Raw genomic sequence first — 21,658 nt, forward strand, 5'->3', positions numbered from 1 at the left:
CGTGAGCAAGCCCGTTGCCAAGGCGCCTCAGCCGGGCGTGCCCGCGTAGCGCGATGCAGGTCCATGGGCGGACGGGTCGCCGGGCGTATCTCCGGGCGCATCTCCGACCTGCTCGGCGAAGCGCTGGATCAGCCAGCGCCCTGCGGGTCCGGGCGGCCGGTCGGTGCGGTGGATCGCCGTGAAGGGCAGGCGGCGGCGCTTCGCCTCCGGCATCCGCAATTCGACGAGGCGTCCCGCCGCGAGATCCGCCCGCACCATGTGGGCCGGCATGCTCCCCCAGCCGATCCCGGCGAGCAGCAGGGTGTGCTTCGAGCCGAGGTCGGAGAGCCGCCAGGTGCGGGTGGCGATCACGCCGAATTCCTGCCCGTCCGAGAGCGGCGAGCGGTCGGCGATCACGAGTTGGACATGCTCGCGGGCCTGGCCCGGCGGGGCGCCGTCCGCCCGCGCGAGGGGGTGCGACGGGGCCGCGACCGGCAGCATCTCGACGTCTCCGACGGCGATGTGTTCGAGGGGATCGCTCGTCTTGTCCCAGATCTCAACGCCGATGCCGATGACGGCCTTGCCGCTGGCGACGCAGTGCTGGACCGCCCCCAGGGCCTCGACGTTGAGGCGCAGCGCCACCGTCGGAAACCGTGCCTGGAACGCCTTCAGGGCATCGACGAGACGGTCGCCCGGCATCAGCACGCTGACGGCGAGGCTGACCTCGGCCTCCAGCCCGCCGAGCAGGCCGTTCACCTTGGCGCGCAGGGCATCGAGACTGTGAGCGACGGTGCGGGCCTCGGCCAGCACGGCACGCCCCGCCTCGGTGAGTTGCGGCTTGCGGGTCGAGTCCCGATCGAACAGCGGCAGGCCGAGCTGCTGCTCGAGGTTGGCGATCCCGTAGCTGATCACCGAGGTGGCGCGGTTGAGCCGCCGGCCCGCCGCCGCGAAGCTTCCGGCCTCCACGACGCACAGGAACACGCGCAGCTGATCGAGGGTCGGGATTCCGGCCGTCCGCATGTCGTTTCCCCGCCCATCGCCTCACACACGGCACAACGGCGCCGGGCGGGTCTTCGCAAGCAAGGGGAGCGCCGGTTCCAAAGAAGGCGAAGCCGACGCGACGAAGCCGGTCCCCGTAAGGACCGGCTTCGTCGCGTCGGCGTGTTCGTGCGCGGATCAGCACGCGGTGCGCGACCGGATTGCGGGGTGGGGCGCCCGGAGCGACCCGGTGGTGGCGACGTCCGCCCCCACCACCCAAGCCGGGACCGCTCCGTCGAGGCGGTGCCGGTCGTTCGCAGGCGCCCCCGCGACGCCGCCCGGCGCCGTGACGGCCGGAATGCCGGCGGGGGCCGTGTAGCTCTGGGCGGACGCGGCGCCGGTCAGACCGGCGACGGCCGTGAGGGCGAGGACCGACAGGGTGAGGATACGGGACATGATGGGCTCCATCGGTTCGGTGTGCCGACGCTGGCCGGCTTCTGATGGAGCGAAGATGGACCCGGACCGCCCTCCGAAAAACCCGAAAAGACCCGATGGAAACGTTCGATGAAATCGAAAAGGCCGGGATCCGAAAGGTCGGATCGAGAAGGCCTGAATCTCAGTGATGCCCGGCCATGTGCCGGCCGATGGTGCCGGCCTCGGCCGCGGCCGCCGGGGTCTCGTAGACGAGGCGCCCGTCCGACATCACCAGGATGCGGTCGGACAGTTCCAGGATCTCGTCGAGGTCCTCGCTGATCAGCAGCACCGCCGCCCCGGCATTGCGCGCGGCGACGATCCGGTTGCGGATCTCGGAGACCGCCGCGAAGTCGAGGCCGAAGCACGGATTGACCACGATGAGGAGATCGACGGGATCGGTGAGCTCGCGCGCCAGCACGGCCCGCTGCACGTTGCCGCCCGACAGGGTCGCGATGGGGGCCTCGGCGGAGGCCGTCTTCACCTTGAACCGGGCGATCAGCTCCCTGGCCCGGGCCGCCATGGCACGCTTGTCGAGCCACAGGGTCGGGGGGCCGCCGGCCGCGTCGCCGCGCCGGTCGAAGGCGCGGAAGGCGAGGTTCTCGGACACCGACATGCGGGGCGCGCAGGCGTTGCGCAGGGGCTCCTCCGGGATGAACCGGACCTTTCGCGATCGGCTCTCGGAACGGGTGCCGGAATAGGGTGCGCCCGCGACGATCACCCGACCGGCGGTGGCGCGGATCTGCCCGCCGAGCACGTCGGCGAGTTCCTTCTGGCCGTTGCCGGAGACGCCGGCGATGCCCACGATCTCCCGGGCGCGCACCCGCAGGCTGTCGATGGCGATGTGGCGCAGGCCGGACGGGTCGGTGGCGGTGACGCCCTCGACCCGGAGCACCTCGCGGCCCGCGTCCGCGTCGCCGATCCGGGCCGCGAGGGTCCGCACGGTCCGCTCGCCGATCATCAGTGCCGCCATGTCGTCGCGCGAGAGCGTCCCGACGGCACCGCCACCGACGAGGCGGCCCCGGCGCAGGACGCTCAAGGACCGCGCGAAGGTCTCGACCTCGTGGAACTTGTGGCTGATCATCAGCACGGTGAGGTCGCCGCGGTTGGTCATGGCGCGCAGCAGACCCAGCACCTCCTCGGCCTCGGAGGGCGTCAGCACCGAGGTCGGCTCGTCGAGGATGAGGAACCGGGCCTCGAGGTAGAGCTGCTTGACGATCTCGAGCTTCTGCTTCTCGCCCGCCGCCAGCTCCGCCACGGGCCGGTCGAGGTTCAGGCGGAACGGCATCCGGTCCATGAAATCCGCCAGCACGGCGCGCTGGGCCTTCCAGTCGAGGATCGCCGGCGCGTCGGCGCGCGCGATGACGAGGTTCTCGGCGCCCGTGAGGGACGGCACCAGGGTGAAGTGCTGATAGACCATGCCGAGGCCGCGCGCCTGCGCACCCTTCGGATTGGTGATCTCGGCCTCGCGCCCATCGACCAGGACCGTGCCCGCGGTCGGGGCGTAGAAGCCCATCACGCACTTGACGAGGGTCGACTTGCCGGCGCCGTTCTCGCCCAGCAGGGCGTGGAAGCCGCCCCGCTCGATCTTCATGGAGACGTCGTCGAGGGCCGCATGCGCGCCGAAGCGCTTCGTCATGCCGATGGTCTCGATGCCGATGGCGCGGGGCAGGGCGGGGGTGCTGTCCATGGTGCTCAGCCCATGGCCCGGAGAAGCGCCTCGGACGTGGCGACGGCGCCGAAGACGCCGCCCTGCATGGTCACTATCTTCAGGGCCGCCGCGTGGTTGCCGGGATCGGTGGCCGCGGTGGCGTCGGAGACGATGACGCATTCGAAGCCGCGGTCGTTGGCCTCGCGCATCGTGGTGTGGACGCAGACATCCGTGGTGATGCCGGTGAGGATGAGGTTGCGGATCCCGCGCGCGTTGAGGATCAGTTCGAGGTCGGTGGCGCAGAACGAGCCCTTGCCGGGCTTGTCGATCACCGGCTCGCCCGGCTCCGGCGCCAGCTCCGGAATGATCTCCCAGCCGGGCTCGCCCCGCACCAGCACCCGGCCGCAGGGTCCCGGATCGCCGATGCCGGCCCCGATGCGGCGCGAGCGCCAGCGCTTGTTGGCGGGGAGATCCGCCAGATCCGGCCGGTGCCCCTCGCGGGTGTGGATGACGGGAAAGCCCCGTTCGCGCGCGGCGGCGAGGAGCCGGGCGATCGGACCGATCGGCGCGCGGGTGAGGGTGAGGTCGTAGCCCATGGCGTCGACGTAGCCGCCGACGCCGCAGAAATCCGTCTGCATATCGATGACGACGAGGGCCGTGGTCTCGGGGCGAAGGCTGCCGTCGTAGGGCCAGGGGTACGGCTCGGCGGCCGCATAGGTGCCCCCGGCCGAAGTTTGTGCGCCCACGGAGGAGGCCTCCACGCCCATGGGAGAGCCCGCGCTCATTCGGCCGCCTCGCGGGCGCCCGACGCCAGCGCCTCGCCGTAGGACCGCGTCGGCGCGGGAAAGCCGCAGCCCGTGCCGTCGACGACCTGGACCTGATCCTCCCACGGCACGCGGTACCGGCCGGCGGCCAGATCGTGCATGTAGGTGTAGGGGCAATCCTGCGCGCCCCCCTTCACCGCCGTGTAGCCGCGGTGGCCGAGCTGGTAGATGTTGTTCTCGACCCCCCAGTGGATGCGCGCCTCGCGCACGAGGTCGGGCCGCACCTCGGCCGTGATGATCTCGTCGACGCGGCCCGTGGTGCCGTGGGCGATGATCGCGCCGTCGAAGTTGCAGATCATGCCCTCGCCCATGGAATCGAAGGCGCCGTCGGAGCCGCACAGGCAGACGTTGGCGGTGACCATGAGGTTCGAGAACGCGTTCGCCTGATTGGTGAAACGCCACGACTCGCGGATCGGCGCGGTGTAGCCGGCCGTGCGGATCATGATCTCGGCGCCCTTGTAGGCGCATTCGCGGGCCATCTCGGGGAACATGCCGTCGTGGCAGATGATGAGGCCGAGTTTCGCGCCCTTCGGCCCGTCGATCACCGGGATGCCGAGGTCACCCGGCTCCCACGGCTCCACCGGCACCCAGGGGTGCATCTTGCGATAGGTGAGCTTCACCGCGCCCCCGTCGTCGATGATCAGGCCGGTGTTGTAGGGATTTCCGTGCGGGTTGAACTCCATGATGGAGAAGCAGCCCCAGATCCGGTGCTCGCGGCAGGCCGCCTGGAACGCCGCGACCTCGGGGCCATCCACCCGGCACATGATCTCCGGGTTGGTGTCCATCGACAGGCCGTGCAGGGCGTATTCGGGGAACACCACGAGATCCATGGTTCCGAGGTTCGCGCGCGCCTTGGCCACCATGGCGACGACGCGGTCCGTCTGGGCCGTCAGATCGGCCTTCGTGACCACCTTGGGCAATTGCAGCTGCACGAGGCCGATGACGACGCCGTCGGGCGACTTGTTCAGTCCGCCGAGTCCGTTCATGCGAGAGCCTACTTCGAGAGGGACAGTTCGCCCGGTGCGCCGGCCAGCGCCCGGTCGGGCGACGCGGTGGCGATCAGCAGGGCGAGGGTGAGGACGTAGGGCGCGGCGTAGAACAGGTAGTAGCCTTGGCTGACGCCGACCGATTGCAGGGCCGGCCCCAGGGCCCCGGCGCCGCCAAACAGCAAAGCCGCGCCGAAGCACGCCAGCGGGTTCCAGCGGGCGAAGATGACGAGGGCCACCGCCATCAGGCCCTGGCCCGACGACACGCCCTCGTTCCACGAACCCGGATAGTACAGCGACAGGTAGGCGCCCCCGATCCCCGCCAGGGCACCGCCGGTGGCCGTCGCGTACAGGCGGACGCGGTCGACGTCGTAGCCCATGGCCCGTGCGGCGTCGGCACTGTCACCGACGACGCGCACGATCAGGCCGGCCTTGGTGTTGCGGAACGCCCACCACAGGAACACCGACAGGGCCGCGCCCGCGAGGAACAGCACGTTCACCTGCAGGGCCGCCTGCACCTGGGGCAGGCTCGACCAGAACCCGAAGGGAATGGCCGGGAGCGGCGGGACCGAGGGTTGGATGAAGGGCTTGCCGAGGAAGAAGGCGAGACCTGAGCCGAACAGCATCAGGGCGATGCCCACCGCCACGTCGTTGACTCGGGGCAGGCGGCAGACGAACCCGTGCAGGAGGCCGAACGCGGCGCCCGCTAGGGCGGCGACCGCCACGCCCGCCCAGGGCGAATTGGTCAACACGGCGGTGCCGTAGGCGGACATGGCCCCGAAGACCAGGGTTCCCTCCAGCCCGAGATTGATCCGCCCCGAGCGCTCGGTGATGGTCTCACCGAGGCTGACGAACAGGAACGGCGTCGAGACGCGGATCGCCCCGCCGATCACCGCGATCAGGACGGACCAGAGACCGAGATCCTCGCTCATCGCCCACCCCTCATGCCGGCCCCGCGGGGGTCGATCCCCGTGCCGTCTCGCGCTCGGTTGCCCGGGATTTGGCCGCCCAGAGATGCGGGTTGAACAGCTTGAACCGGCCGTAGAGCGTTTCGCTCATGAGCACGACGAGGAAGAGCAGGCCCTCCAGCACCAGGACGGTGGCGTCGGGGAGCTGCATTCGCCGCTGGATCAGGCCGCCCGAGGCCTCGATGCCGCCGAGCAGGAAGGCCACCGGCACGATGGCGATGGGGTTCTGCCGGGCGAGGAACGCCACGAGGATGCCGGTGTAGCCGTAGCCGGCTGCGAGCGTGCCGTTGGCGGTGCCCTGCACGGCGACCACCTCGAAGAAGCCGGCGAGCGCCGCGAAGGCGCCGCCCAGGACCGTGAAGCCGACGATGAGCCGGCCGACGGGCAGTCCCTGGATCTGCGCCGCCCGCACGTTGCCTCCGGCGATGCGGGCCGCGAAGCCGAGGGTCGTCCGGTCCATGAGCAGGTAGGCGGCCAGGCACGCGATCACGCCGCAGCCCAGCCCCCAATGCACGCCGATCCCCGGCATCGGACCGAGCATGAAGGCCTCGCCCACCGGCAGGGTCGAAGGCTTGTTCAGGCTCGTCGGATCGCGCAGCGGACCCTCTATGAGATGGTTGGCGACCGCGATGGCGATGTAGGACAGGAGCAGACTGGAGATGGTGGCGTTGACGCCGCGATAGGCCTGGAGCCAGCCCACCGCACCGATCCAGACCGCTCCGACGAGGGCCGCCGCCAGCGCCATTAGGGGGATCACGAGCGGCACCGGCAAGGCGGCGAGGGGCTGGGCGGCGGCCGCCGCGGCGAGGCCGCCGAGCACGATGGCGCCCTCGCCGCCGATCACCACGAGACCGAGCCGGGCGGGGAGGGCGACGCACAGGGCGGCGAACAGCAGGGGCGCGGCGCGCTGCAGGCTGTTGCCGAGCGCGAAGGCCGAGCCGAAGCCGCCGCGCCAGACGATCTCGACGAGTTGGACCGGCGACTTGCCCATGGCGGCGAGGAAGACACCGAACAGCACGAAGCCCGTCACGGCGGCGGCCACGGGAATCGCCACCGCCTCCGCGCGGCGCGCCAGCCAGGCGCGGACCTGGAGGCCGGCCGAGGGGCGCGCCGGGGCGGCGCTCAGCTCCGAAGGGGCGGCCTGCGCGACCACGCGTCAGGGTCTCCCGTGTGCGATCGGGGACGTCACCCGAGGCCCGATCGGCCCGGCGCTCATACCGAGCCCTTCACGCCGGCGACGAGGTAGTTGGTGCTCTCGAGTTCGGGCGCCTTCTCCGGGTAGGCTTGGCCGGCGGCCAGGATTTCCTTCCCGGTGTTGTCCTTGAGCGGTCCCTTGATGATGGCGTAGCCGCCCGTCATCATCTCGACCTTGACCGCGTCGGCATTCTTGCGAGCCGCCTCGCTCACGCCGGGGCCGTAGGGGCTCATCTTGACGTAGCCGTCCGCGAGCCCGCCGCGCACGAAGTTCTGCGGCACGCGGCCGGCCTGCATCGCGGCGATGAAGTCCTTGTAGATCGGCAGCCAGTTCCACTCCGCGCCGGTGAGATACTTCTGCGGGGCGAGCGGCGACTGGTCGACGTGGTAGCCGCAGACGAAGGCCCCGCGCCGGGAGGCGGTCTCGACCACCACCTTCGGGCTGTCGACGTGGCAGGTGACCACGTCGGCGCCGCCGTCGATGAGCGCGTTTGCGGCCTCGGCCTCCTTGACCGCGAGCGACCACTCGCCGGTGAAGATGACCTGACAGGTGATGGACGGATCGACGCTCTGGGCCCCGAGCAGGAAGGCGTTGATGTTGTTCAGCACCTGCGGGATCGGCTTGGCGCCGACGAAGCCGAGCTTCTTCGACTTCGACGCATGCGCCGCCACGATCCCGTTGAGGTACTGGCCCTGGGCGATGTAGCCGAAGTACGAGCCTGCGTTCTTCGGATCCTTGTCCGTCCAGAGGCCGCCGCAATGCCGGAACTGGATCTTGGGGTTCTTCTTCGCCTGGGCGAGAAGATACGGACTGTAATAACCGAACGAGGTGGGGAACAGCAGCGTCGCCCCGTCGAGGTTGATCATGCTCTCCATGGTCTTCTCGACGGCGTTGGTCTCGGGGACACGCTCCTCCTCGGTGATTTCGAGGCCCGGCATACCCTTGAGCGCCTTCGCGGCCTGGGCGTGGGCTTGGTTGTACCCGTAATCGTCCTTGGGCCCGACGTAGATGAATCCGACGGTCAAGGCACCGGCGGCCCGCGCACGACCGGAGGGCAGGAGCCCGAGCGACAGGGCGCCGGCTCCGGCGAGAAAATGTCTGCGAGAGAAAGGGCGTGCGGTCACGGCATCCGTTCCATTCGACTCGCATGGTTGCGATGGAACGAAACCTAAGCCGTACCCCAATGGAGAGAAAGCCAAGACTTTCGGCAGTGCGATGATGGCGTTTGCTCTACGCGCATCAGCAATTGGACAGACCAGGCGCTCAAAATGACGGCCGTGTATGCACGGTTTTTGGCCACGCAAGGGACACGCTTCCAGTTCCGTCGAAGGGCGTCCGGAAATGGAAGGGCCGGCAGGCCTATGGAAGCCGCCGGCCCAAACCGAGACGAGGATCGATGTCTCTCACACGCGGACTTCCACGCCGTCGCGCACGTCACGCAGACCGGTTGCGGGATCGGCTGCCTTCAACGCCCGCGCTGCGGCAGGGCGCCCCTCACCGAACCGGTGACGTCCGCATCCGCAGCACCGGACCGTCCGGGCACCGGGTGGGACAAGCGGCCCGTGTAGGCGTGGAAGTTCCGGTCGGCGGCCCGTCCCTCGAGGCCGCCCGGTGCGGTCGCGGCAGGAATCCCGGCCGGGGCAGTGTAGCTCTGCGCGAGAGCGGCGCTGGAGAGGGCAAGACCAAGGGCGGCGCCCACGAGGATACGTACGGTCATGGTTGGGTTCCCGAGTGCGGAGCCGCGGTCCGATAGAAGGCGGAACGGCTCGCTGAGTTCCCAGAATTTGTGCAGCAACGCATCAAAAAGCAACATTCCGTGCGCAAGGCGTGTGCATCATGTTGATGCACACGCCTTGATTCGATGTCCCTCCGGTAAAAACTCGCGAGAATAAACCGAGTTCGGGCAGTTACTTGGACGCCAGTGCCGCCTTTTGTGCCAGGTCCTGCCGCCGCTGGCACGCATCTTTCGGCACACCGCATCTCCGAGAAGCATCAGGCGACGGGAACGCTCGGCGTTCCAGGGAATGCCCACCCGGAGGGCACCCAAGGGATCGCACCGCGCGAAGGGGCACGGCGCGGGCGGGACCCGGAGCTTACGCCGGGAACACGGTCGGCCCTTCCTCAAGTACGTTGGAATCGACCCGAACGGCTTCGCTCACGGACGGATCGCGGCTCAGCCCCGCCCGATCGTCGCCTCGATCTGCCCATGGGGCTCGTCGGTCGGCAGGAACACGGTTCCGGGATTCTCCAGGCCGAACGGCGTCAGGTTGATGGGAATGTAGTGCTTGTTCGGCATGGAAAAGCCGATCTCGGCGATCTCCGGGATGGCCGCGAGGACCGCCTCTCCCATGCGGTACATGCTGTCCTGAACGCTGGCGCTGTAGGTGGTGCCGAACACGTCGATCAGGATATCGAGCACCCGCGCGTTGGTGGCCGTGGTGTCGGCGGGGGCGGCCGCCCAGGACCAGGTGGCGTCCATGGCGGTGGCGGCGATGCGGTCCGTCGCGTCCGGCAGGGTGCGGTACCCGTCGTCGACGAAGTCCGCCCAGCCCGATTGCGTGGTCTTCATGAAGGTGAAGCCCCGCAGCCCTGAGCGGAGCACGCTCCCTTCGCGGCGGGCCGTCAGGGCGACGTAGCCCGTCCCGTTGCCGTCGAGGGTGAAGACGTGCCCATGCGGCGCGCCCCCGATGGAACGCCGCAGCCAGCGTGTTTCCGAACCCTCGATCCGCATCTCCTCGATCTGCGGGTACGCCTCGAGGAACGTGGCGGCGACGACCTGGACGAAGGCCTCCGCGTCGAGGGCGAGGTTCCGGGCCGCGACCACGTTGACGATGTTCTTCACGCTGTCGGTGGCGACGCAGGCGCGGTTGTCGGCCCCGGTCCAGGCGGCGTCGAAGGCCCCCTTCATCAGCACCGTGAGGGAGAGTTCGCGCGGGGTGTGACGATCCCCGTCGCGAACGAGCCGCATCACCCGCACGCGGCCCTTGCCGTATTGGGAGGCGGTCAGGGGCATGGTCTTCTCTCCATGTGCGATCGGGAATCGAGGGGACGGCACGACGCTCCCGGCGCGCGCGCGAGACTCGCCGGTGCCCGCCTCGCGCGCAACGGCGCAGCCGAGGGTTCGTCGGGGACGCTCAATGCTCGGAGGCGGTCGCCTGCCGCCGGGCCGCCGCCCGCGACGCCCCGGCACCGGCGAGGCCGTTGAAGAACAGGTTCAGGGTCACCGCCGCGATGGCGCAGAGCAGGATGCCGGATTCGAGCAGCGGGTGCAGGGCATGCGGCATCTGCCTGAAGAAGGCCGGTGCGACCAGCGGGATCATGCCGAACCCGATGGACACCGCGACGACGAACAGGTTGTTGCGATTGCGGGCGAAATCGACCGCGCCGAGGATGCGCACCCCGGTGGCGCCGACCATCCCGAACATCACCAGGCCGGCCCCGCCCAGGACGCATTGGGGCACCGCCTCCACGAGGGCTGCGAGCTTCGGAATCAGGCCGAGGCCCAGCATGATGCAGCCGCCGACGACGGCCACGTTCCGGGTCCGCACCCCGGTGACGCCCACGAGCCCGATGTTCTGCGAGAACGAGGTGTAGGGAAACGTGTTGAAGACGCCGCCCAGGATGGTGCCGAGGCCGTCGCCGCGCAGGCCCCTGGTCAGGCGCGCCTCGTCCACGGGATCGGCGCAGATCTCGGCGAGCGCCAGGAACATCCCCGTCGACTCGATCATCACCACGATCATCACGATGCAAAGGGTGACGATGGAGACGGGATCGAAGGTCGGGTACCCGAAGGCGAAGGGGCGCACCACGTCGAACCAGGACGCCTTGGCGACGTGGCCGAGATCGACCAGACCGAAGAACGCCGCCACGATCGTCCCGGCGACGATGCCGATGAGCACCGAGGCCGAATTGACGAAGCCGGTGCCGTAGCGGGTGATCGCCAGGATCACGCCGAGCACGAACGTGGCGATGGCGAGAAAGAGCGGGGCGCCGTAGTCGGGATTGCCGACCCCACCCGCGGCCCAGTTGACGCCGACCTTCATCAGCGAGACGCCGATCACGAGGATGATCGTGCCCGTCACCACCGGCGGGAACAGCGGCAGCAGCCGTCCGACCAGGGGGCTCGCGAGGAACGCGAACAGGCCCGCGGCGATCACGGCGCCGTAGATTCCGGTCAATCCGATGGCGGGGTTGGTCCCCATGGCGACCATGGGCGTGACGGCGGCGAAGGTGACGCCCATCATCACCGGCATCCGCACCCCGACGCCGGGCAGGCCCCAACTCTGCACCAGCGTTGCGAGACCGCACGCGAACAGGTCGGCGCTCACCAGCATCGCCACCTGGTCGGGGGCGAGATTCAGGGCACGGCCGACGATCAGGGGGACGGCGACGGCGCCCGCATACATCACCAGGACGTGCTGCAGCCCGAGCAGGCCGAGGGCGACGGTGGGCACATTCGCCGCGGCCGCGGGCGGTGCGCTGCCGGTCGGGCTCAGGACGGCATCGGGCGGGGCCGCGATCGTCGTGGCGCTGTTCATGGTCGACACCTCTGCCGCGACGCGCAGATCCCTCACCGGGGATGCCGGTTCCAAGAGCGCAAACCGTGTGCCAGAGGCCGAAGCGCTTGCCTCGGGCACGGCATGTGGCCCGTTGCCTGCACCCCTCCGCCCTGCGATGCGTCACCATCGCCCGCCTCAAAGGAGACCCGGCCGTCATGCCCACGACGCTCGCAGATCTGAACGAAGCCCCGGCCACCGAATTCGTGGCGGTGCTCGGCGCCGTCTTCGAGCATGCCCCGTGGGTCGCCGAGGCGACCGCCGCGCAACGGCCCTTCGGCACCGTCGAGGCCCTGTTCGCCGCCATGCGCCGGGCGGTCGAGGGTGCCCCGGACGCCCGGCGGCAGGCTCTCCTGGCGAACCATCCCGAACTCGCCGGACGCGCCGCCCGCTCCGGGGACATCGCCCCCAATTCCATCGCCGAGCAGGCCGCAGCGGGCCTCGATCGCCTGTCGGAGACCGAAGCCGCCCGTTTCGCAGCCCTCAATGCGGCCTACCGGGACAAGTTCGGGCTGCCCTTCATCCTGTGCGTCAAGCGGCACGGCCGGACCTCCCTGCTGGCGAGTTTCGAGGCTCGGCTGGCCGCGTCGCCGGAGGAGGAGCAACGGACGGCCGAGGCCGAGGTGATGCGGATCGCCGCGATCCGCCTGAACGCCCTGGTGACGGGCGCGGGGCCGTTGTCCACGACGGGCCGGATCTCGACCCATGTCCTCGACACCGTCCAGGGGAAGCCCGCCGCCGGGGTGGCCGTGACGCTCGTCGAGTTCATCTCGGACACGGACATTGCCGTCGTCGCCCGCGCGGTGACCAACGCGGACGGCCGCACCGACGCGCCCCTGATCCACGGGCGTCCCGTGCCGCGGGCGACCTACGAGCTCCGCTTCGCACTCGGAGACCACTTCCGGCGGATCGGGCCGGCGCTCGGCCTCGATCTGCCCGAGCCGCCGTTCCTCGACATCGTGCCGCTGCGCTTCGGCGTCGGCGATCCGGAAGGCCATTATCACGTGCCCCTGGTGGCGACGCCCTGGAGCTATCAGACGTATCGGGGAAGTTAGCGTACCTCACCAGATTCCCGGTCGCAGCCGGTTCTCGCCTGGAGCACGGCGGCGCAGCGGGCGTTTGGTGAGAGGCACTCGAGGCCGGGCCGGCATGGCTATTGCTGTGCTCCGATCCGCAAACCCGGCCCAGGGCCGGCGGCAGGAGCGTATCCGATGCGTCCGTCCCGAATCATCTGCCTCGGCCTTCCCATGATGGGTTGGCTCCTCGCAGGATGCCTGTTCGGCGGTGGCGTCCTCGGAGTGGCACCCGAAGCCCGGGCGCAAGCCAGCCTGACGCCTCCGGCCGGTCAATCGCGCCTCACGGCCCCGGGCGGCCTTCGCGGACGAGCGATCCGCCGCCACAGAACGCATCGTCGTCGCTGACCCGGCGGAACCGCCAGGGCCGCGTTCCGTCGCCTCGACAGAAACCTGCTTCTCCCCTTCGACTGACCTGGAAGGTACCCGATCATGCGCCTGACGATTTCGGTCCTCGCCCTGTGCGGGGTGTTCGGCCTAGCCGGCCCGGCACTCGCCCAATCCGTGGGTGCCCCGGCCGGCAGCGACCCCGCCACGGCTCCCGGCGGCACCGAGGGCCGCGCCGGCCCCCGGAACGAGCGGGAAGCGATTCGAAGCGGCGATGCCATTCCGGCCCCACCCGGCATCGGCGAGCCGATTCTCCCGCCATCCGGCATCCCGACGTCCGACCGGCCGCCGGCACCGCGCCCCTGATCCGTCGCCGGTAAGATCAAGAAGCCCGCCGGAGCGATCCGGCGGGCTTCCGCGCGTCCGATGGCGCGCTACTGCGTGAGCTTGTCGTCGATGCCCTTCACGTACCAGTTCATGCCGAGGATCATCGGGTCGGGTGCGGTCTCACCCGCCTTCACCGCGACGGTTCCGTCCTGCTTCAGCACCGGCCCGGTGAACGGGTGGATCTTGCCGTCGGCGATGGCCTTGGTGGTCTCTTCGGCCATGGCCTTCACGTCGTCGGGCATGTTGGTGAAGGGCGCCAGCACCACCATGCCGTCCTTGATCCCGCCCCAGGTGTCGCCGCTCTTCCAGGTGCCGTCGAGGACGGCCTTCGCCTGGGCGATGACGTAGCCGTTCCAGTCGTCGGTGATCGAGGTGAGCTGGGCCTTCGGGGCGAAGCGGAACTGGTCGGAGGACTGGCCGAAGGCGAGCTTGCCCTGCTTCTCGGCCTCCTGCAGGGGGGCCGCCGAATCGGTGTGCTGGGTGAGGATGTCGGCGCCCTGGGCGAGCAGGGCCTTGGCCGCCTCCGCCTCCTTGCCCGGATCGAACCAGGTGTTCACCCAGACGACCTTGATCTTGATGTTCGGGTTGACCGACTGCGCCCCGAGCATGAACGCGTTGATGCCGCTCACCACTTCGGGGATCGGGAACGAGGCGATGTAGCCCACGGTGCCGGATTTCGAGAGCTTGCCGGCGATCTTCCCGCACACGTAGCGGCCCTCGTAGAAGCGGGCCGAGTAGGTCGCCACGTTGTCGGAGCGCTTGTAGCCGGTGGCGTGCGCGAACTTCACCTTCGGGAATTTGCGGGCGACCTTCAGGGTCGGCTCCATGAAGCCGAACGAGGTGGTGAAGATCAGGCCGGCGCCGGAGCGGGCGAGCTTCTCGATGGAGCGCTCGCTGTCGGCCTCGGGCACGTTCTCGAGGAAGGTGGTGTCGACGGTGTCGGGCATCGCCGCCGCCAGCGCCTTGCGGCTGAGGTCGTGCTGGTAGGAATAGCCGAAATCGGCGACAGGCCCGACATAGACGAAGCCGACCTTCAGCTTGTCGGCCGCGGAGGCCTGCCCGGTCAGCACCGGTCCGGCCGCGAGGACCGCGCCCAGGACCGCACCGCCGAGTCTCATCAACCTACCCCGCATGGTGGTGTCCTCTTCGATCCGTTGTGGGCCAACTTCGGCGTGCCGTCGTGGAAGCGGGTCACCGGCTCGGCGTGAAGACGCGTCCGAGGGCGGCGGGCGCCAGCGAGCCGCCCTGGCGCCGTCCCAGGGAGAGCAAGACCAGGGCCAGGATGGTGGCGAGGTAGGGCAGGGCGGAGAGGAGCTGGCCCGGCAGGCCGAGCCCGGCGGCCTGGGCGTGAAGCTGGAGCACCGTCGCCCCGCCGAACAGGAGCGCGCCGGCCGCGACCCGCAGGGGCCGCCAGGAGGCGAACACCACGAGGGCGAGCGCGATCCAGCCGCGGCCCGCCGTCATGCCGGGCGACCAGAAGGGCGTGTAGGCCAGCGCCAGATAGGCCCCGCCGAGCCCGGCGCAGGCGCCCCCGAACAGGACGGACAGGAAGCGGACCCGGCGCACCTTCAGCCCGAGGGCATGGGTCGCGACGGGGTCGTCGCCGATGGCGCGCAGAGTCAGGCCCGCGCGGGTGCGCCAGAGGAACCACGACACGGCGGCGACGAGGGCGACCGCCGTGTAGACGAACGCATCCTGCCCGAACAGCAGCCGGCCGATCCCGGGCAGGTCGGTGAGGCCGGGGATCGCCAGGTGGGGCGCCGGATCGCGCTTGATGCCGACGTAGTTCGCCCCCACCAATCCCGACAGGCCGAGACCCAGGATGGTGAGCGACAGGCCGGAAGCGACCTGGTTCGCCGCGAGCCCGACGGTGAGGAGGCCGAACAGGGCGGCGAGGCCGAGGCCCGCTCCCGCACCGCCGAGCGCCCCCAGAAGGGTCGAGCCGGTCTGCATCGCCACCGCGAAGCTGACGGCCGCGCCGAAGATCATCATGCCCTCGACGCCGAGGTTGAGCACCCCGGAGCGCTCGGCGACGAGTTCGCCGAGGCCGGCGAGGATCAGGGGGGTCGCGGCCGCCAGGACCGTGACGAGCACCATCTGGACGATGTCGAGGGTCATGACCGGCTCCGGTCCTGTTCGCGCGGGCTCACGACGCCGTGCGGCCCGACGGCCCGCCGGGCACGATCCGGACGTGGTAGCGGGCGAACACGTCGGCCCCGAGGACGAGGCCGAGGAGCAGGCCCTGGAAGGCGCGGGTCAGGTCGAGGGGCAGCTTCAGGTCGATCTGCGCGCCCTCGCCGCCGATGGTGGTGAGCGCGATGACGAGGGCGGCGACGAGGATACCGGGCGGCGAGAGCCGGCCGAGAAAGGCGACGATGATCGCCGTGAAGCCGTAGCCCGGCGAGATCTCGGGCTGGAGCTGCCCGATCTTCCCCGCCACCTCGACGATGCCGGCGAGGCCCGCGGCCCCGCCAGAGATGGCGAAGACCGACAGGGTCAGGCGCGCATCGGAGAAGCCGGCGAAGCGCGCGGCCCGCGGGCTCGCGCCGACGACCCGCACCGCGAATCCGAACAGGGTGCGGGCCAGCACGAAGGTCGCCAGCCCCACGGCGGCCAGGGCGACGAGCACGCCCGCATGCAGGGTCTCGCCCTCCATGAGGTAGGGCAGGCGCGCGGCCGGATCGAACCCGACGCTCTGGGGAAAGTTGTAGCCCGCCGGGTCGCGCAAGGGGCCGCGGACCATGTAGTCGAGCAGGAGCTGGGCGACGTAGACCAGCATGAGGCTCGTCAGAATCTCGGAGACCCCGAGGCGGACCTTCAGCACGGCCGGGATCAGCGCGTAGGCGGCCCCCGCGAGGGCTCCGGCGGCGAGCATGGCGGGCAGGATCCAGGGGGCGTCGCCCGATCCGTGCGTCGCCACGCCGACCCAGCCACCGGCCAATCCGCCGACGACGAACTGGCCCTCGGCGCCGATGTTCCAGAGGTCGGCGCGGTAGCAGAAGGCGAGCCCCGTCGCGATGAGGGCCAGGGGGGCGGCCTTGAGGACGATCTCCTGAAGCGACCACAGCTCGCTCAAGGGGGCGACGAAGTAGGTCACGAACGCCGCGCTCGGCGAGACACCGAGGGCCGCCACGGCGAGGCCGCCGATCAGAACCGCCGCGACGAAGGCCAGCGCCGGCGCGAGGATGTCGAGTACCGCGGAGCGGCGGGTGCGGGGCACGAGGTCGAGGCGCATGGGGTCTCCCGATCAGTGCGCGGGGGCCGGCGCCGCGTCGCTCGATCCGCCCATGAGCAGGCCGATGGCCTCGCGGGTCGTCTCGGCCGCGGGCACCGCCGCCGATAGCGTACCGTCGTGCAGCACGGCGATGGAACCGGCGAGCTCGAACAGTTCGTCGAGGTCCTGGCTGATGACGAGGATCGCGGCACCGCGGGCCGCGAGATCGATCACCGCCTGACGGATATGGGCGGCGGCGGCGGCATCGACGCCCCAGGTCGGCTGGTTGATCACGAGCGTTCCGGGCTCCGCCAGGATCTCGCGGCCGACCACGAATTTCTGGAGGTTGCCGCCCGACAGGGTGCCGGCGGCGGGATCGGGGCCCGCCTTGCGCACGTCGAAGGCCGCGATCACGCGCTGGGCGAGGGCACGGGCGGCCCCCGGACGAAGCAGACCGAACCGGGTCAGGGGCGCCGTCGAATGGCGCGACAGCAGGGCGTTCTCCGACAGGCTCATCGCGGGTGCCGCCGCGTGGCCGTTGCGCTCCTCCGGCACGAAGGCGGCGCCGAGGCGCCGGCGCGCGGTGATGCCGAGGTCCCCAGCGGGTGCCCCGTCGAGGCGCACGGAAGCCGGATCGGCCGCCCGCACCTCGCCCGACAGGGCCGCGAAGAGTTCGGCCTGTCCGTTCCCGGCGATGCCCGCGATCCCGAGGATCTCGCCGCCCGCGACGCTGAGCGAGACGTCGCGGAGCGCGGTGGCGTGCAGGCCGGGGGCGGGGAGGGCGAGGCGGTCGAGCGCCAAGCGCTCCCGGCAGACGGCTCCGCCCCCGCGCACGGTCACCTCGCGCACGGCGCTCCCCACCATCATCGCCGCGAGGGACCGGGCCGTCTCCTCCCGCGGATTGCAGGCGCCCACGACCTTGCCGGCGCGCAGGATGGTGGCACGCACGCAGAGCCGCCGCACCTCGTCGAGGCGGTGGGAGATGTAGAGCAGCGCCCGCCCCTCCGCGCGTAGACGCTCCAGCACGGAAAACAGCACCTCGGCCTCGCCCGGGGTGAGCACAGAGGTCGGCTCGTCGAGGATGACGAGTTTCGGATCCTGCAGCAGGCAGCGCACGATCTCGATGCGCTGGCGCTCGCCGGCCGAGAGCGACCAGACCGGACGGTCCGGCTCGAGATGAAGGCCGTAATCGATGCCGAGCTTGGCGATGCGGTCGGCCAGCGCCCGGCCGGAGAGATCCCGCGGCATGACGAGGGCGATGTTCTCGGCGACCGTGAGGTTCTCGCACAGGGAGAAATGCTGGAACACCATGCCGATCCCGAGCCGGCGGGCGGCGTCCGGGTTCGGCAGTTGCACGATGTCGCCCTGGTGCGTGACGACGCCCTCGCTGGGCTCCAGCAGGCCGTAGAGGATCTTCATCAGGGTGGATTTGCCGGCGCCGTTCTCGCCCAGCAAGGCGTGTATCTCGCCGGCCCGGATCTCCAGATCGACACCGTCGTTCGCCGTGAAGCCGCCGAACCGTTTCACGATGCCGTAGGCGCCGAACAGGGGCGTCGGCCCTGCCTGCGGGCGCGGCGAAGCGGAAGCGGAGCGGGCGGCTTCCATCCTCAGACGGCGCCGAACAGGTGCCGGGCCAACCGGCTGTGGTCTTCGCGCAGCCGACGCGTGTCGAGGCCGATCGGATGTCCGTCGATGACCCGCCATTGCCCGGCCACCATCACCCGGTCGGCCCGGTGGGCGCCGCAGAGCACGAGGGCCGCCAGGGGATCGTGCGCGCCGGAGAAGCGCAGCTCGTCCAGGGTGAAGAGGGCAAGATCCGCCTCGCGGCCCTCTTCCAGGCGGCCGATATCGGAGCGCCCGAGGCAGGCGGCGGAGCCCTCCGTCGCCCAGCGCAGGGCGTCGAGATGCGTGACCTTCTCGGCGCCGTAGGTGAGGCGGTTCAGCATCAGGGCGTGCCGGACGCCCTCCATGAGGTTCGAGCTGTCGTTCGAGGCCGAGCCGTCGACCCCGAGCCCCACGGGGGAGCCGGCGGCCTCCAGTTCGCAGGTCCGGCATTGGCCGGACGCCAGGGTCATGTTCGAGGTCGGGCAATGGCACACGCCGACCCCCGCCTTACCGAGGCGGGCGACCTCGTCGTCGTTGAAGTGGATGCCGTGGGCGAGCCAGGCGCGCGGGCTCATCCATCCGACCTCCTCGAGGTAGTCGACGGGGCGTTGCCCGAACGTCGCGCGGCAGTAGGCGTCCTCGTCCAGGGTCTCGCCGAGATGCGTGTGCAGGCGGCAATCATGGCGCTCGGCCAGCGCCGCGCTCTCGCGCATCAGCCGCTTCGTCACGTTGAAGGGCGAGCAGGGGGCCAACCCGATCTGCACCATGGCGCCGGGGTTCGGGTCGTGGAACAGGGACAGCACCCGCTCGCTGTCGGAGAGAATCGTGTCGTCGTCCTGCACGAGGGCGTCCGGCGGCAGGCCGCCGTCGCGCACCGACAGACTCATGGAACCACGGGTGACGAAGGCCCGGATGCCGAGGGCCCTCGCCTCCTCGACCTGGATGTCGACGGAGGCTTCGAGTCCTTTCGGGAACAGGTAGTGGTGATCCCCCGCCGTGGTGCAGCCCGACAGGAGCAGTTCGGTGTAGGCGAGGCGCGTGGCGAGGCGGAAGGCCTCCGGGGTCAGCTTGTCCCAGACGGTGTAGAGGGCCTGAAGCCAGGGAAACAGCGGCTTGTTGATCGCCAGCGGATGGGCGCGGGTCAGGGTCTGGAAGAAGTGGTGATGGGTGTTGACGAGGCCGGGGATCACCACGTGGCCCGCGGCGTCGAAGGTCTCGTCGACGGGCGCCGCCGGCTGGCCGCCCGAGGGCACGCGCTCCACGATGCGCGTCCCCTCGACGACGAGGCCGCCGGCCGCATCCTCCGCGAGGATCGCCAGGGGGTTCCTGATCCAGAGACGATGGGTCCCGGCCTTGTGCGCGTTCATTCCGACTCCCGATTCCACGCGATGTCCCGAGGGGAGCATATTCCAGGCCGCCCCGGGGCTTCTCAGAAGATGTGGAACGCGATGCCGGCAAGGAAGCTCTTTTCCTCGGTCCCCTTGAAGGTCGTGCGCTCCACGTTGCCGAACTTGTTCAGCCAGTACTGGAAGCCCACGAAGGCATCGAGCTTGTTGGGCTGGTTCCAGATCATTTTACCGACATCGAGCACGAGGTTCGTGCGCGACAGGAACTCGACGCCGGTTCCGGGATAGTAGCCACCCGGATAATTGAACGCGTCCCGGATGCCCTTGCCCTTGGGCATGACGATGTTGTTGAAGCCCGCGAGGCTCAGGGGAACGTTCGGAAAGAAGGTGATCGGAAAGTTGTAGACGATCTCGAATTCGGGGACAGTGTCGAAGCTGACGTCGCGGTCGCCGCCGATATTGAAGCCGTTCCGGTTCCATTCCTTGTAGGCGTGGGCGCTGATGTTGAGGAAGCCGGCGGGCACGTCGACCGAGAAGGTCAGGCCGCCGACGACGTCGCGCTTCTTCGGCCCGAACGCGGTGTTCTTCGTGTTCGCGTCGAACCCGAAGGCGAGCGAGACGTCCTTGACGAGGCCCGGCACGGTGAAGGCCTTGGTGCCGGTCAGCGCGTTCAGGCTGAGCGTGCCGCGATAGAGGCCGTAGGCTTCCGTGGCCCCGTTGTCGTACTGCGCGAAGCCGCCCGGGGCGTTGGTGGTCCCGGCCGGGTCCTGCGAGGTCGATTTCAGGATGTCGAGGGAGAAGAAGTTCGTGCCGTACGCCCAGGCGTCGGCGTGCGAGATGTTGGTGATGTATTTCGGAATGTCGCGGTTGCGGAAGCCGCCATCCGCCCGCTGGATCTGCACGCCCGGCTCGGCCGCGGGGAACTGGTAGCGAAAGCTCACCTGCGTGTCCGAGAACAGGAAGAAGGACGGCTCCCTGAGGGGTGCTGCCTCCGCCACGTTGAGCTTTCTGGTCTCGAGATCGGCTGCCATGCAGGCCCCGGTCATGCTTGCCCCGGTCATGCTTGCCCCGACCGTGGCGAGCGACAGAGCCGCAGCCGTGAACGTCCTTGCGAACATCGTTCGTCCCCCTGAACCTGCCAATGCTGTTCGGGAGACCGCAACCGGTGTGCCATGGCCCGCCCTTGGTCGGACGCCGGAGCCGGCCGTCACATAACCGCAACACATCTCCATAGACCCGGCCAGCGGGTCATGTTGCGGGGCGAGTGAAACTCGTCTCTATCATCGGTGGCGTGCGCGGCCCCGTACCGGTGGCGCATCGGGAACCCGAGACCACAGTGCCAGCGTCCCCAACCCGCTCCGAGAGCCTGTCCGACGCCATCGCCGACGCGATCCTGTCGGGGGAGTTCGCGCCCGGCACCCATCTCGACGAACAGGTCCTGGCCAAGCGCTTCGGCGTGTCGCGCACACCGGTGCGCGACGCCCTACGACTCCTCAACGGAACCGGCCTGATCGACCTGCGTCCACGCCTGGGCGCGACCGTGCGGACGATCACGCCGGACGAACTCGACATGCTCTTCATCGCCATGGGGGAGATCGAGGCGACCTGCGCGCGGCTCTCGACTTTGAGCATGACACCGGCCGAGCGCGGGCAGCTCCGGATGCTGCACGAGCGCATGGGCAGCCTCGCCGAGGCGAACGACCACGACGCCTATGTCCTCGCCAATGCGGACTTCCACAGCCTTCTCTACGTGGGTGCGCACAACAGCGTGATCGACGAGATCGCCCGCAACCTCCGGCGGCGGCTGACGCCGTACCGTCGCGCCCAGTTCCAGGCACCGGGGCGGCTCGCCCGCTCGCATGCCGAACACGGCCTCGTTGTCCGGGCCGTGCTCGCCCGCGATGCGGCGGCCGCGAACTCCGCGATGCTCGTCCATATGAGCGTGGTCGAGGACGCATTCGAGGCGCTCGATGCCGGAAGTGCCGCCGCGCGCGAAGCGGCCGGAGAACGGGCTCGGGACCGCCTGAAACGCCGCGCCCCGCCGATTCGCGCGAGCCGGGCGCGCGCCCAGCGCTGACGTCTCCGGCGTCGGATCCCG

At 70.0% G+C, this 21,658-nt stretch carries 20 protein-coding genes; 3 read left to right on the forward strand and 17 right to left on the reverse strand.

Going from position 1 to position 21,658, the window contains the following annotated elements; translation table 11 throughout:
• Nucleotides 1–27: 27 nt before the first annotated feature.
• From ASF22_RS07460 to ASF22_RS07510, 11 genes are all read right to left on the reverse strand, one after another.
• Nucleotides 28–999 carry a LysR family transcriptional regulator gene (locus tag ASF22_RS07460; RefSeq protein WP_082483570.1) on the reverse strand — a complete coding sequence of 324 codons (972 nt, stop codon included), beginning with the start codon at nucleotides 997–999 and terminating at the stop codon, nucleotides 28–30.
• A 156-nt stretch (nucleotides 1,000–1,155) separates the two neighbouring features.
• Nucleotides 1,156–1,413 (reverse strand): hypothetical protein, encoded by a 258-nt coding sequence (locus tag ASF22_RS07465; RefSeq protein ID WP_056263082.1) that lies wholly within the window; start codon nucleotides 1,411–1,413, stop codon nucleotides 1,156–1,158.
• Nucleotides 1,414–1,573: 160 nt separating this feature from the next.
• Nucleotides 1,574–3,127, reverse strand: a complete 1,554-nt coding sequence (locus tag ASF22_RS07470) for an ABC transporter ATP-binding protein (RefSeq protein ID WP_200927117.1) — start codon at nucleotides 3,125–3,127, stop codon at nucleotides 1,574–1,576.
• A complete protein-coding gene (locus ASF22_RS07475) occupies nucleotides 3,124–3,846 on the reverse strand; it encodes an isochorismatase family cysteine hydrolase (protein WP_056263018.1) in 723 nt (240 codons plus the stop codon). Before ASF22_RS07475 ends, ASF22_RS07470 begins: the two co-directional genes overlap by 4 nt.
• 14 nt (nucleotides 3,847–3,860) lie before the next feature.
• Nucleotides 3,861–4,889: a formamidase gene (locus ASF22_RS07480; RefSeq protein ID WP_056263021.1), complete on the reverse strand. Its 1,029-nt coding sequence runs from the start codon at nucleotides 4,887–4,889 to the stop codon at nucleotides 3,861–3,863.
• A gap of 8 nt (nucleotides 4,890–4,897) precedes the next feature.
• Nucleotides 4,898–5,821 carry an ABC transporter permease gene (locus ASF22_RS07485; protein ID WP_056263024.1) on the reverse strand — a complete coding sequence of 308 codons (924 nt, stop codon included), beginning with the start codon at nucleotides 5,819–5,821 and terminating at the stop codon, nucleotides 4,898–4,900.
• A 10-nt stretch (nucleotides 5,822–5,831) separates the two neighbouring features.
• The gene (locus ASF22_RS07490) at nucleotides 5,832–6,983 is read right to left on the reverse strand and encodes an ABC transporter permease (RefSeq protein WP_244474225.1); all 1,152 of its coding nucleotides are present in this window, start codon (nucleotides 6,981–6,983) and stop codon (nucleotides 5,832–5,834) included.
• A gap of 86 nt (nucleotides 6,984–7,069) precedes the next feature.
• A complete protein-coding gene (locus ASF22_RS07495; RefSeq protein WP_056263030.1) occupies nucleotides 7,070–8,176 on the reverse strand; it encodes a BMP family ABC transporter substrate-binding protein in 1,107 nt (368 codons plus the stop codon).
• A gap of 341 nt (nucleotides 8,177–8,517) precedes the next feature.
• The gene (locus tag ASF22_RS07500) at nucleotides 8,518–8,769 is read right to left on the reverse strand and encodes a hypothetical protein (RefSeq protein WP_082483572.1); all 252 of its coding nucleotides are present in this window, start codon (nucleotides 8,767–8,769) and stop codon (nucleotides 8,518–8,520) included.
• Between the two features lie 456 nt (nucleotides 8,770–9,225).
• Entirely contained in the window at nucleotides 9,226–10,065 is an 840-nt protein-coding gene (gene pucL, locus ASF22_RS07505; protein ID WP_056263037.1) for a factor-independent urate hydroxylase, read from the reverse strand.
• Between the two features lie 121 nt (nucleotides 10,066–10,186).
• Entirely contained in the window at nucleotides 10,187–11,590 is a 1,404-nt protein-coding gene (locus ASF22_RS07510) for a nucleobase:cation symporter-2 family protein (protein ID WP_244474224.1), read from the reverse strand.
• 176 nt (nucleotides 11,591–11,766) lie between these two features.
• Between ASF22_RS07510 and uraD the strand changes: the two genes are divergently transcribed.
• Nucleotides 11,767–12,663, forward strand: coding sequence for a 2-oxo-4-hydroxy-4-carboxy-5-ureidoimidazoline decarboxylase (gene uraD, locus ASF22_RS07515; protein WP_056263088.1), 897 nt, complete (start codon nucleotides 11,767–11,769; stop codon nucleotides 12,661–12,663).
• Between the two features lie 450 nt (nucleotides 12,664–13,113).
• Nucleotides 13,114–13,374, forward strand: a complete 261-nt coding sequence (locus ASF22_RS07520; protein ID WP_056263042.1) for a hypothetical protein — start codon at nucleotides 13,114–13,116, stop codon at nucleotides 13,372–13,374.
• A 68-nt stretch (nucleotides 13,375–13,442) separates the two neighbouring features.
• Here the strand turns inward: ASF22_RS07520 and ASF22_RS07525 are convergent, their stop codons facing one another.
• The 6 genes from ASF22_RS07525 to ASF22_RS07550 form a co-directional block, all read right to left on the reverse strand.
• A complete protein-coding gene (locus ASF22_RS07525; RefSeq protein WP_056167882.1) occupies nucleotides 13,443–14,528 on the reverse strand; it encodes a BMP family ABC transporter substrate-binding protein in 1,086 nt (361 codons plus the stop codon).
• 58 nt (nucleotides 14,529–14,586) lie between these two features.
• Nucleotides 14,587–15,513 carry an ABC transporter permease gene (locus ASF22_RS07530; protein WP_056263045.1) on the reverse strand — a complete coding sequence of 309 codons (927 nt, stop codon included), beginning with the start codon at nucleotides 15,511–15,513 and terminating at the stop codon, nucleotides 14,587–14,589.
• A 28-nt stretch (nucleotides 15,514–15,541) separates the two neighbouring features.
• A complete protein-coding gene (locus ASF22_RS07535; protein ID WP_056263049.1) occupies nucleotides 15,542–16,630 on the reverse strand; it encodes an ABC transporter permease in 1,089 nt (362 codons plus the stop codon).
• A gap of 12 nt (nucleotides 16,631–16,642) precedes the next feature.
• Entirely contained in the window at nucleotides 16,643–18,214 is a 1,572-nt protein-coding gene (locus ASF22_RS07540; RefSeq protein ID WP_056263050.1) for an ABC transporter ATP-binding protein, read from the reverse strand.
• Between the two features lie 2 nt (nucleotides 18,215–18,216).
• A complete protein-coding gene (locus ASF22_RS07545) occupies nucleotides 18,217–19,581 on the reverse strand; it encodes an 8-oxoguanine deaminase (RefSeq protein ID WP_056263054.1) in 1,365 nt (454 codons plus the stop codon).
• 62 nt (nucleotides 19,582–19,643) lie between these two features.
• A complete protein-coding gene (locus ASF22_RS07550) occupies nucleotides 19,644–20,591 on the reverse strand; it encodes a hypothetical protein (RefSeq protein ID WP_156467454.1) in 948 nt (315 codons plus the stop codon).
• Nucleotides 20,592–20,896: 305 nt separating this feature from the next.
• On the opposite strand from ASF22_RS07550, the gene ASF22_RS07555 reads away from it, so the two are divergent.
• Nucleotides 20,897–21,637, forward strand: coding sequence for a GntR family transcriptional regulator (locus ASF22_RS07555; RefSeq protein ID WP_056167901.1), 741 nt, complete (start codon nucleotides 20,897–20,899; stop codon nucleotides 21,635–21,637).
• Nucleotides 21,638–21,658: the final 21 nt, after the last annotated feature.

The organism is Methylobacterium sp. Leaf87, assembly GCF_001422775.1.
GTDB lineage: Bacteria > Pseudomonadota > Alphaproteobacteria > Rhizobiales > Beijerinckiaceae > Methylobacterium.

Excerpts from the sequence above, each read along its gene's own strand:
- ASF22_RS07460 (WP_082483570.1), bottom strand. The coding sequence starts at position 999 with ATGCGGACGGCCGGAATCCCGACCCTCGATCAGCTGCGCGTGTTCCTG.
- ASF22_RS07465 (WP_056263082.1), bottom strand. The coding sequence starts at position 1,413 with ATGTCCCGTATCCTCACCCTGTCGGTCCTCGCCCTCACGGCCGTCGCC.
- ASF22_RS07475 (WP_056263018.1), bottom strand. The coding sequence starts at position 3,846 with ATGGGCGTGGAGGCCTCCTCCGTGGGCGCACAAACTTCGGCCGGGGGC.
- ASF22_RS07480 (WP_056263021.1), bottom strand. The coding sequence starts at position 4,889 with ATGAACGGACTCGGCGGACTGAACAAGTCGCCCGACGGCGTCGTCATC.
- ASF22_RS07485 (WP_056263024.1), bottom strand. The coding sequence starts at position 5,821 with ATGAGCGAGGATCTCGGTCTCTGGTCCGTCCTGATCGCGGTGATCGGC.
- ASF22_RS07500 (WP_082483572.1), bottom strand. The coding sequence starts at position 8,769 with ATGACCGTACGTATCCTCGTGGGCGCCGCCCTTGGTCTTGCCCTCTCC.
- pucL (WP_056263037.1), bottom strand. The coding sequence starts at position 10,065 with ATGCCCCTGACCGCCTCCCAATACGGCAAGGGCCGCGTGCGGGTGATG.
- ASF22_RS07510 (WP_244474224.1), bottom strand. The coding sequence starts at position 11,590 with ATGAACAGCGCCACGACGATCGCGGCCCCGCCCGATGCCGTCCTGAGC.
- uraD (WP_056263088.1), top strand. The coding sequence starts at position 11,767 with ATGCCCACGACGCTCGCAGATCTGAACGAAGCCCCGGCCACCGAATTC.
- ASF22_RS07520 (WP_056263042.1), top strand. The coding sequence starts at position 13,114 with ATGCGCCTGACGATTTCGGTCCTCGCCCTGTGCGGGGTGTTCGGCCTA.
- ASF22_RS07525 (WP_056167882.1), bottom strand. The coding sequence starts at position 14,528 with ATGCGGGGTAGGTTGATGAGACTCGGCGGTGCGGTCCTGGGCGCGGTC.
- ASF22_RS07530 (WP_056263045.1), bottom strand. The coding sequence starts at position 15,513 with ATGACCCTCGACATCGTCCAGATGGTGCTCGTCACGGTCCTGGCGGCC.
- ASF22_RS07535 (WP_056263049.1), bottom strand. The coding sequence starts at position 16,630 with ATGCGCCTCGACCTCGTGCCCCGCACCCGCCGCTCCGCGGTACTCGAC.
- ASF22_RS07540 (WP_056263050.1), bottom strand. The coding sequence starts at position 18,214 with ATGGAAGCCGCCCGCTCCGCTTCCGCTTCGCCGCGCCCGCAGGCAGGG.
- ASF22_RS07545 (WP_056263054.1), bottom strand. The coding sequence starts at position 19,581 with ATGAACGCGCACAAGGCCGGGACCCATCGTCTCTGGATCAGGAACCCC.
- ASF22_RS07550 (WP_156467454.1), bottom strand. The coding sequence starts at position 20,591 with ATGGCAGCCGATCTCGAGACCAGAAAGCTCAACGTGGCGGAGGCAGCA.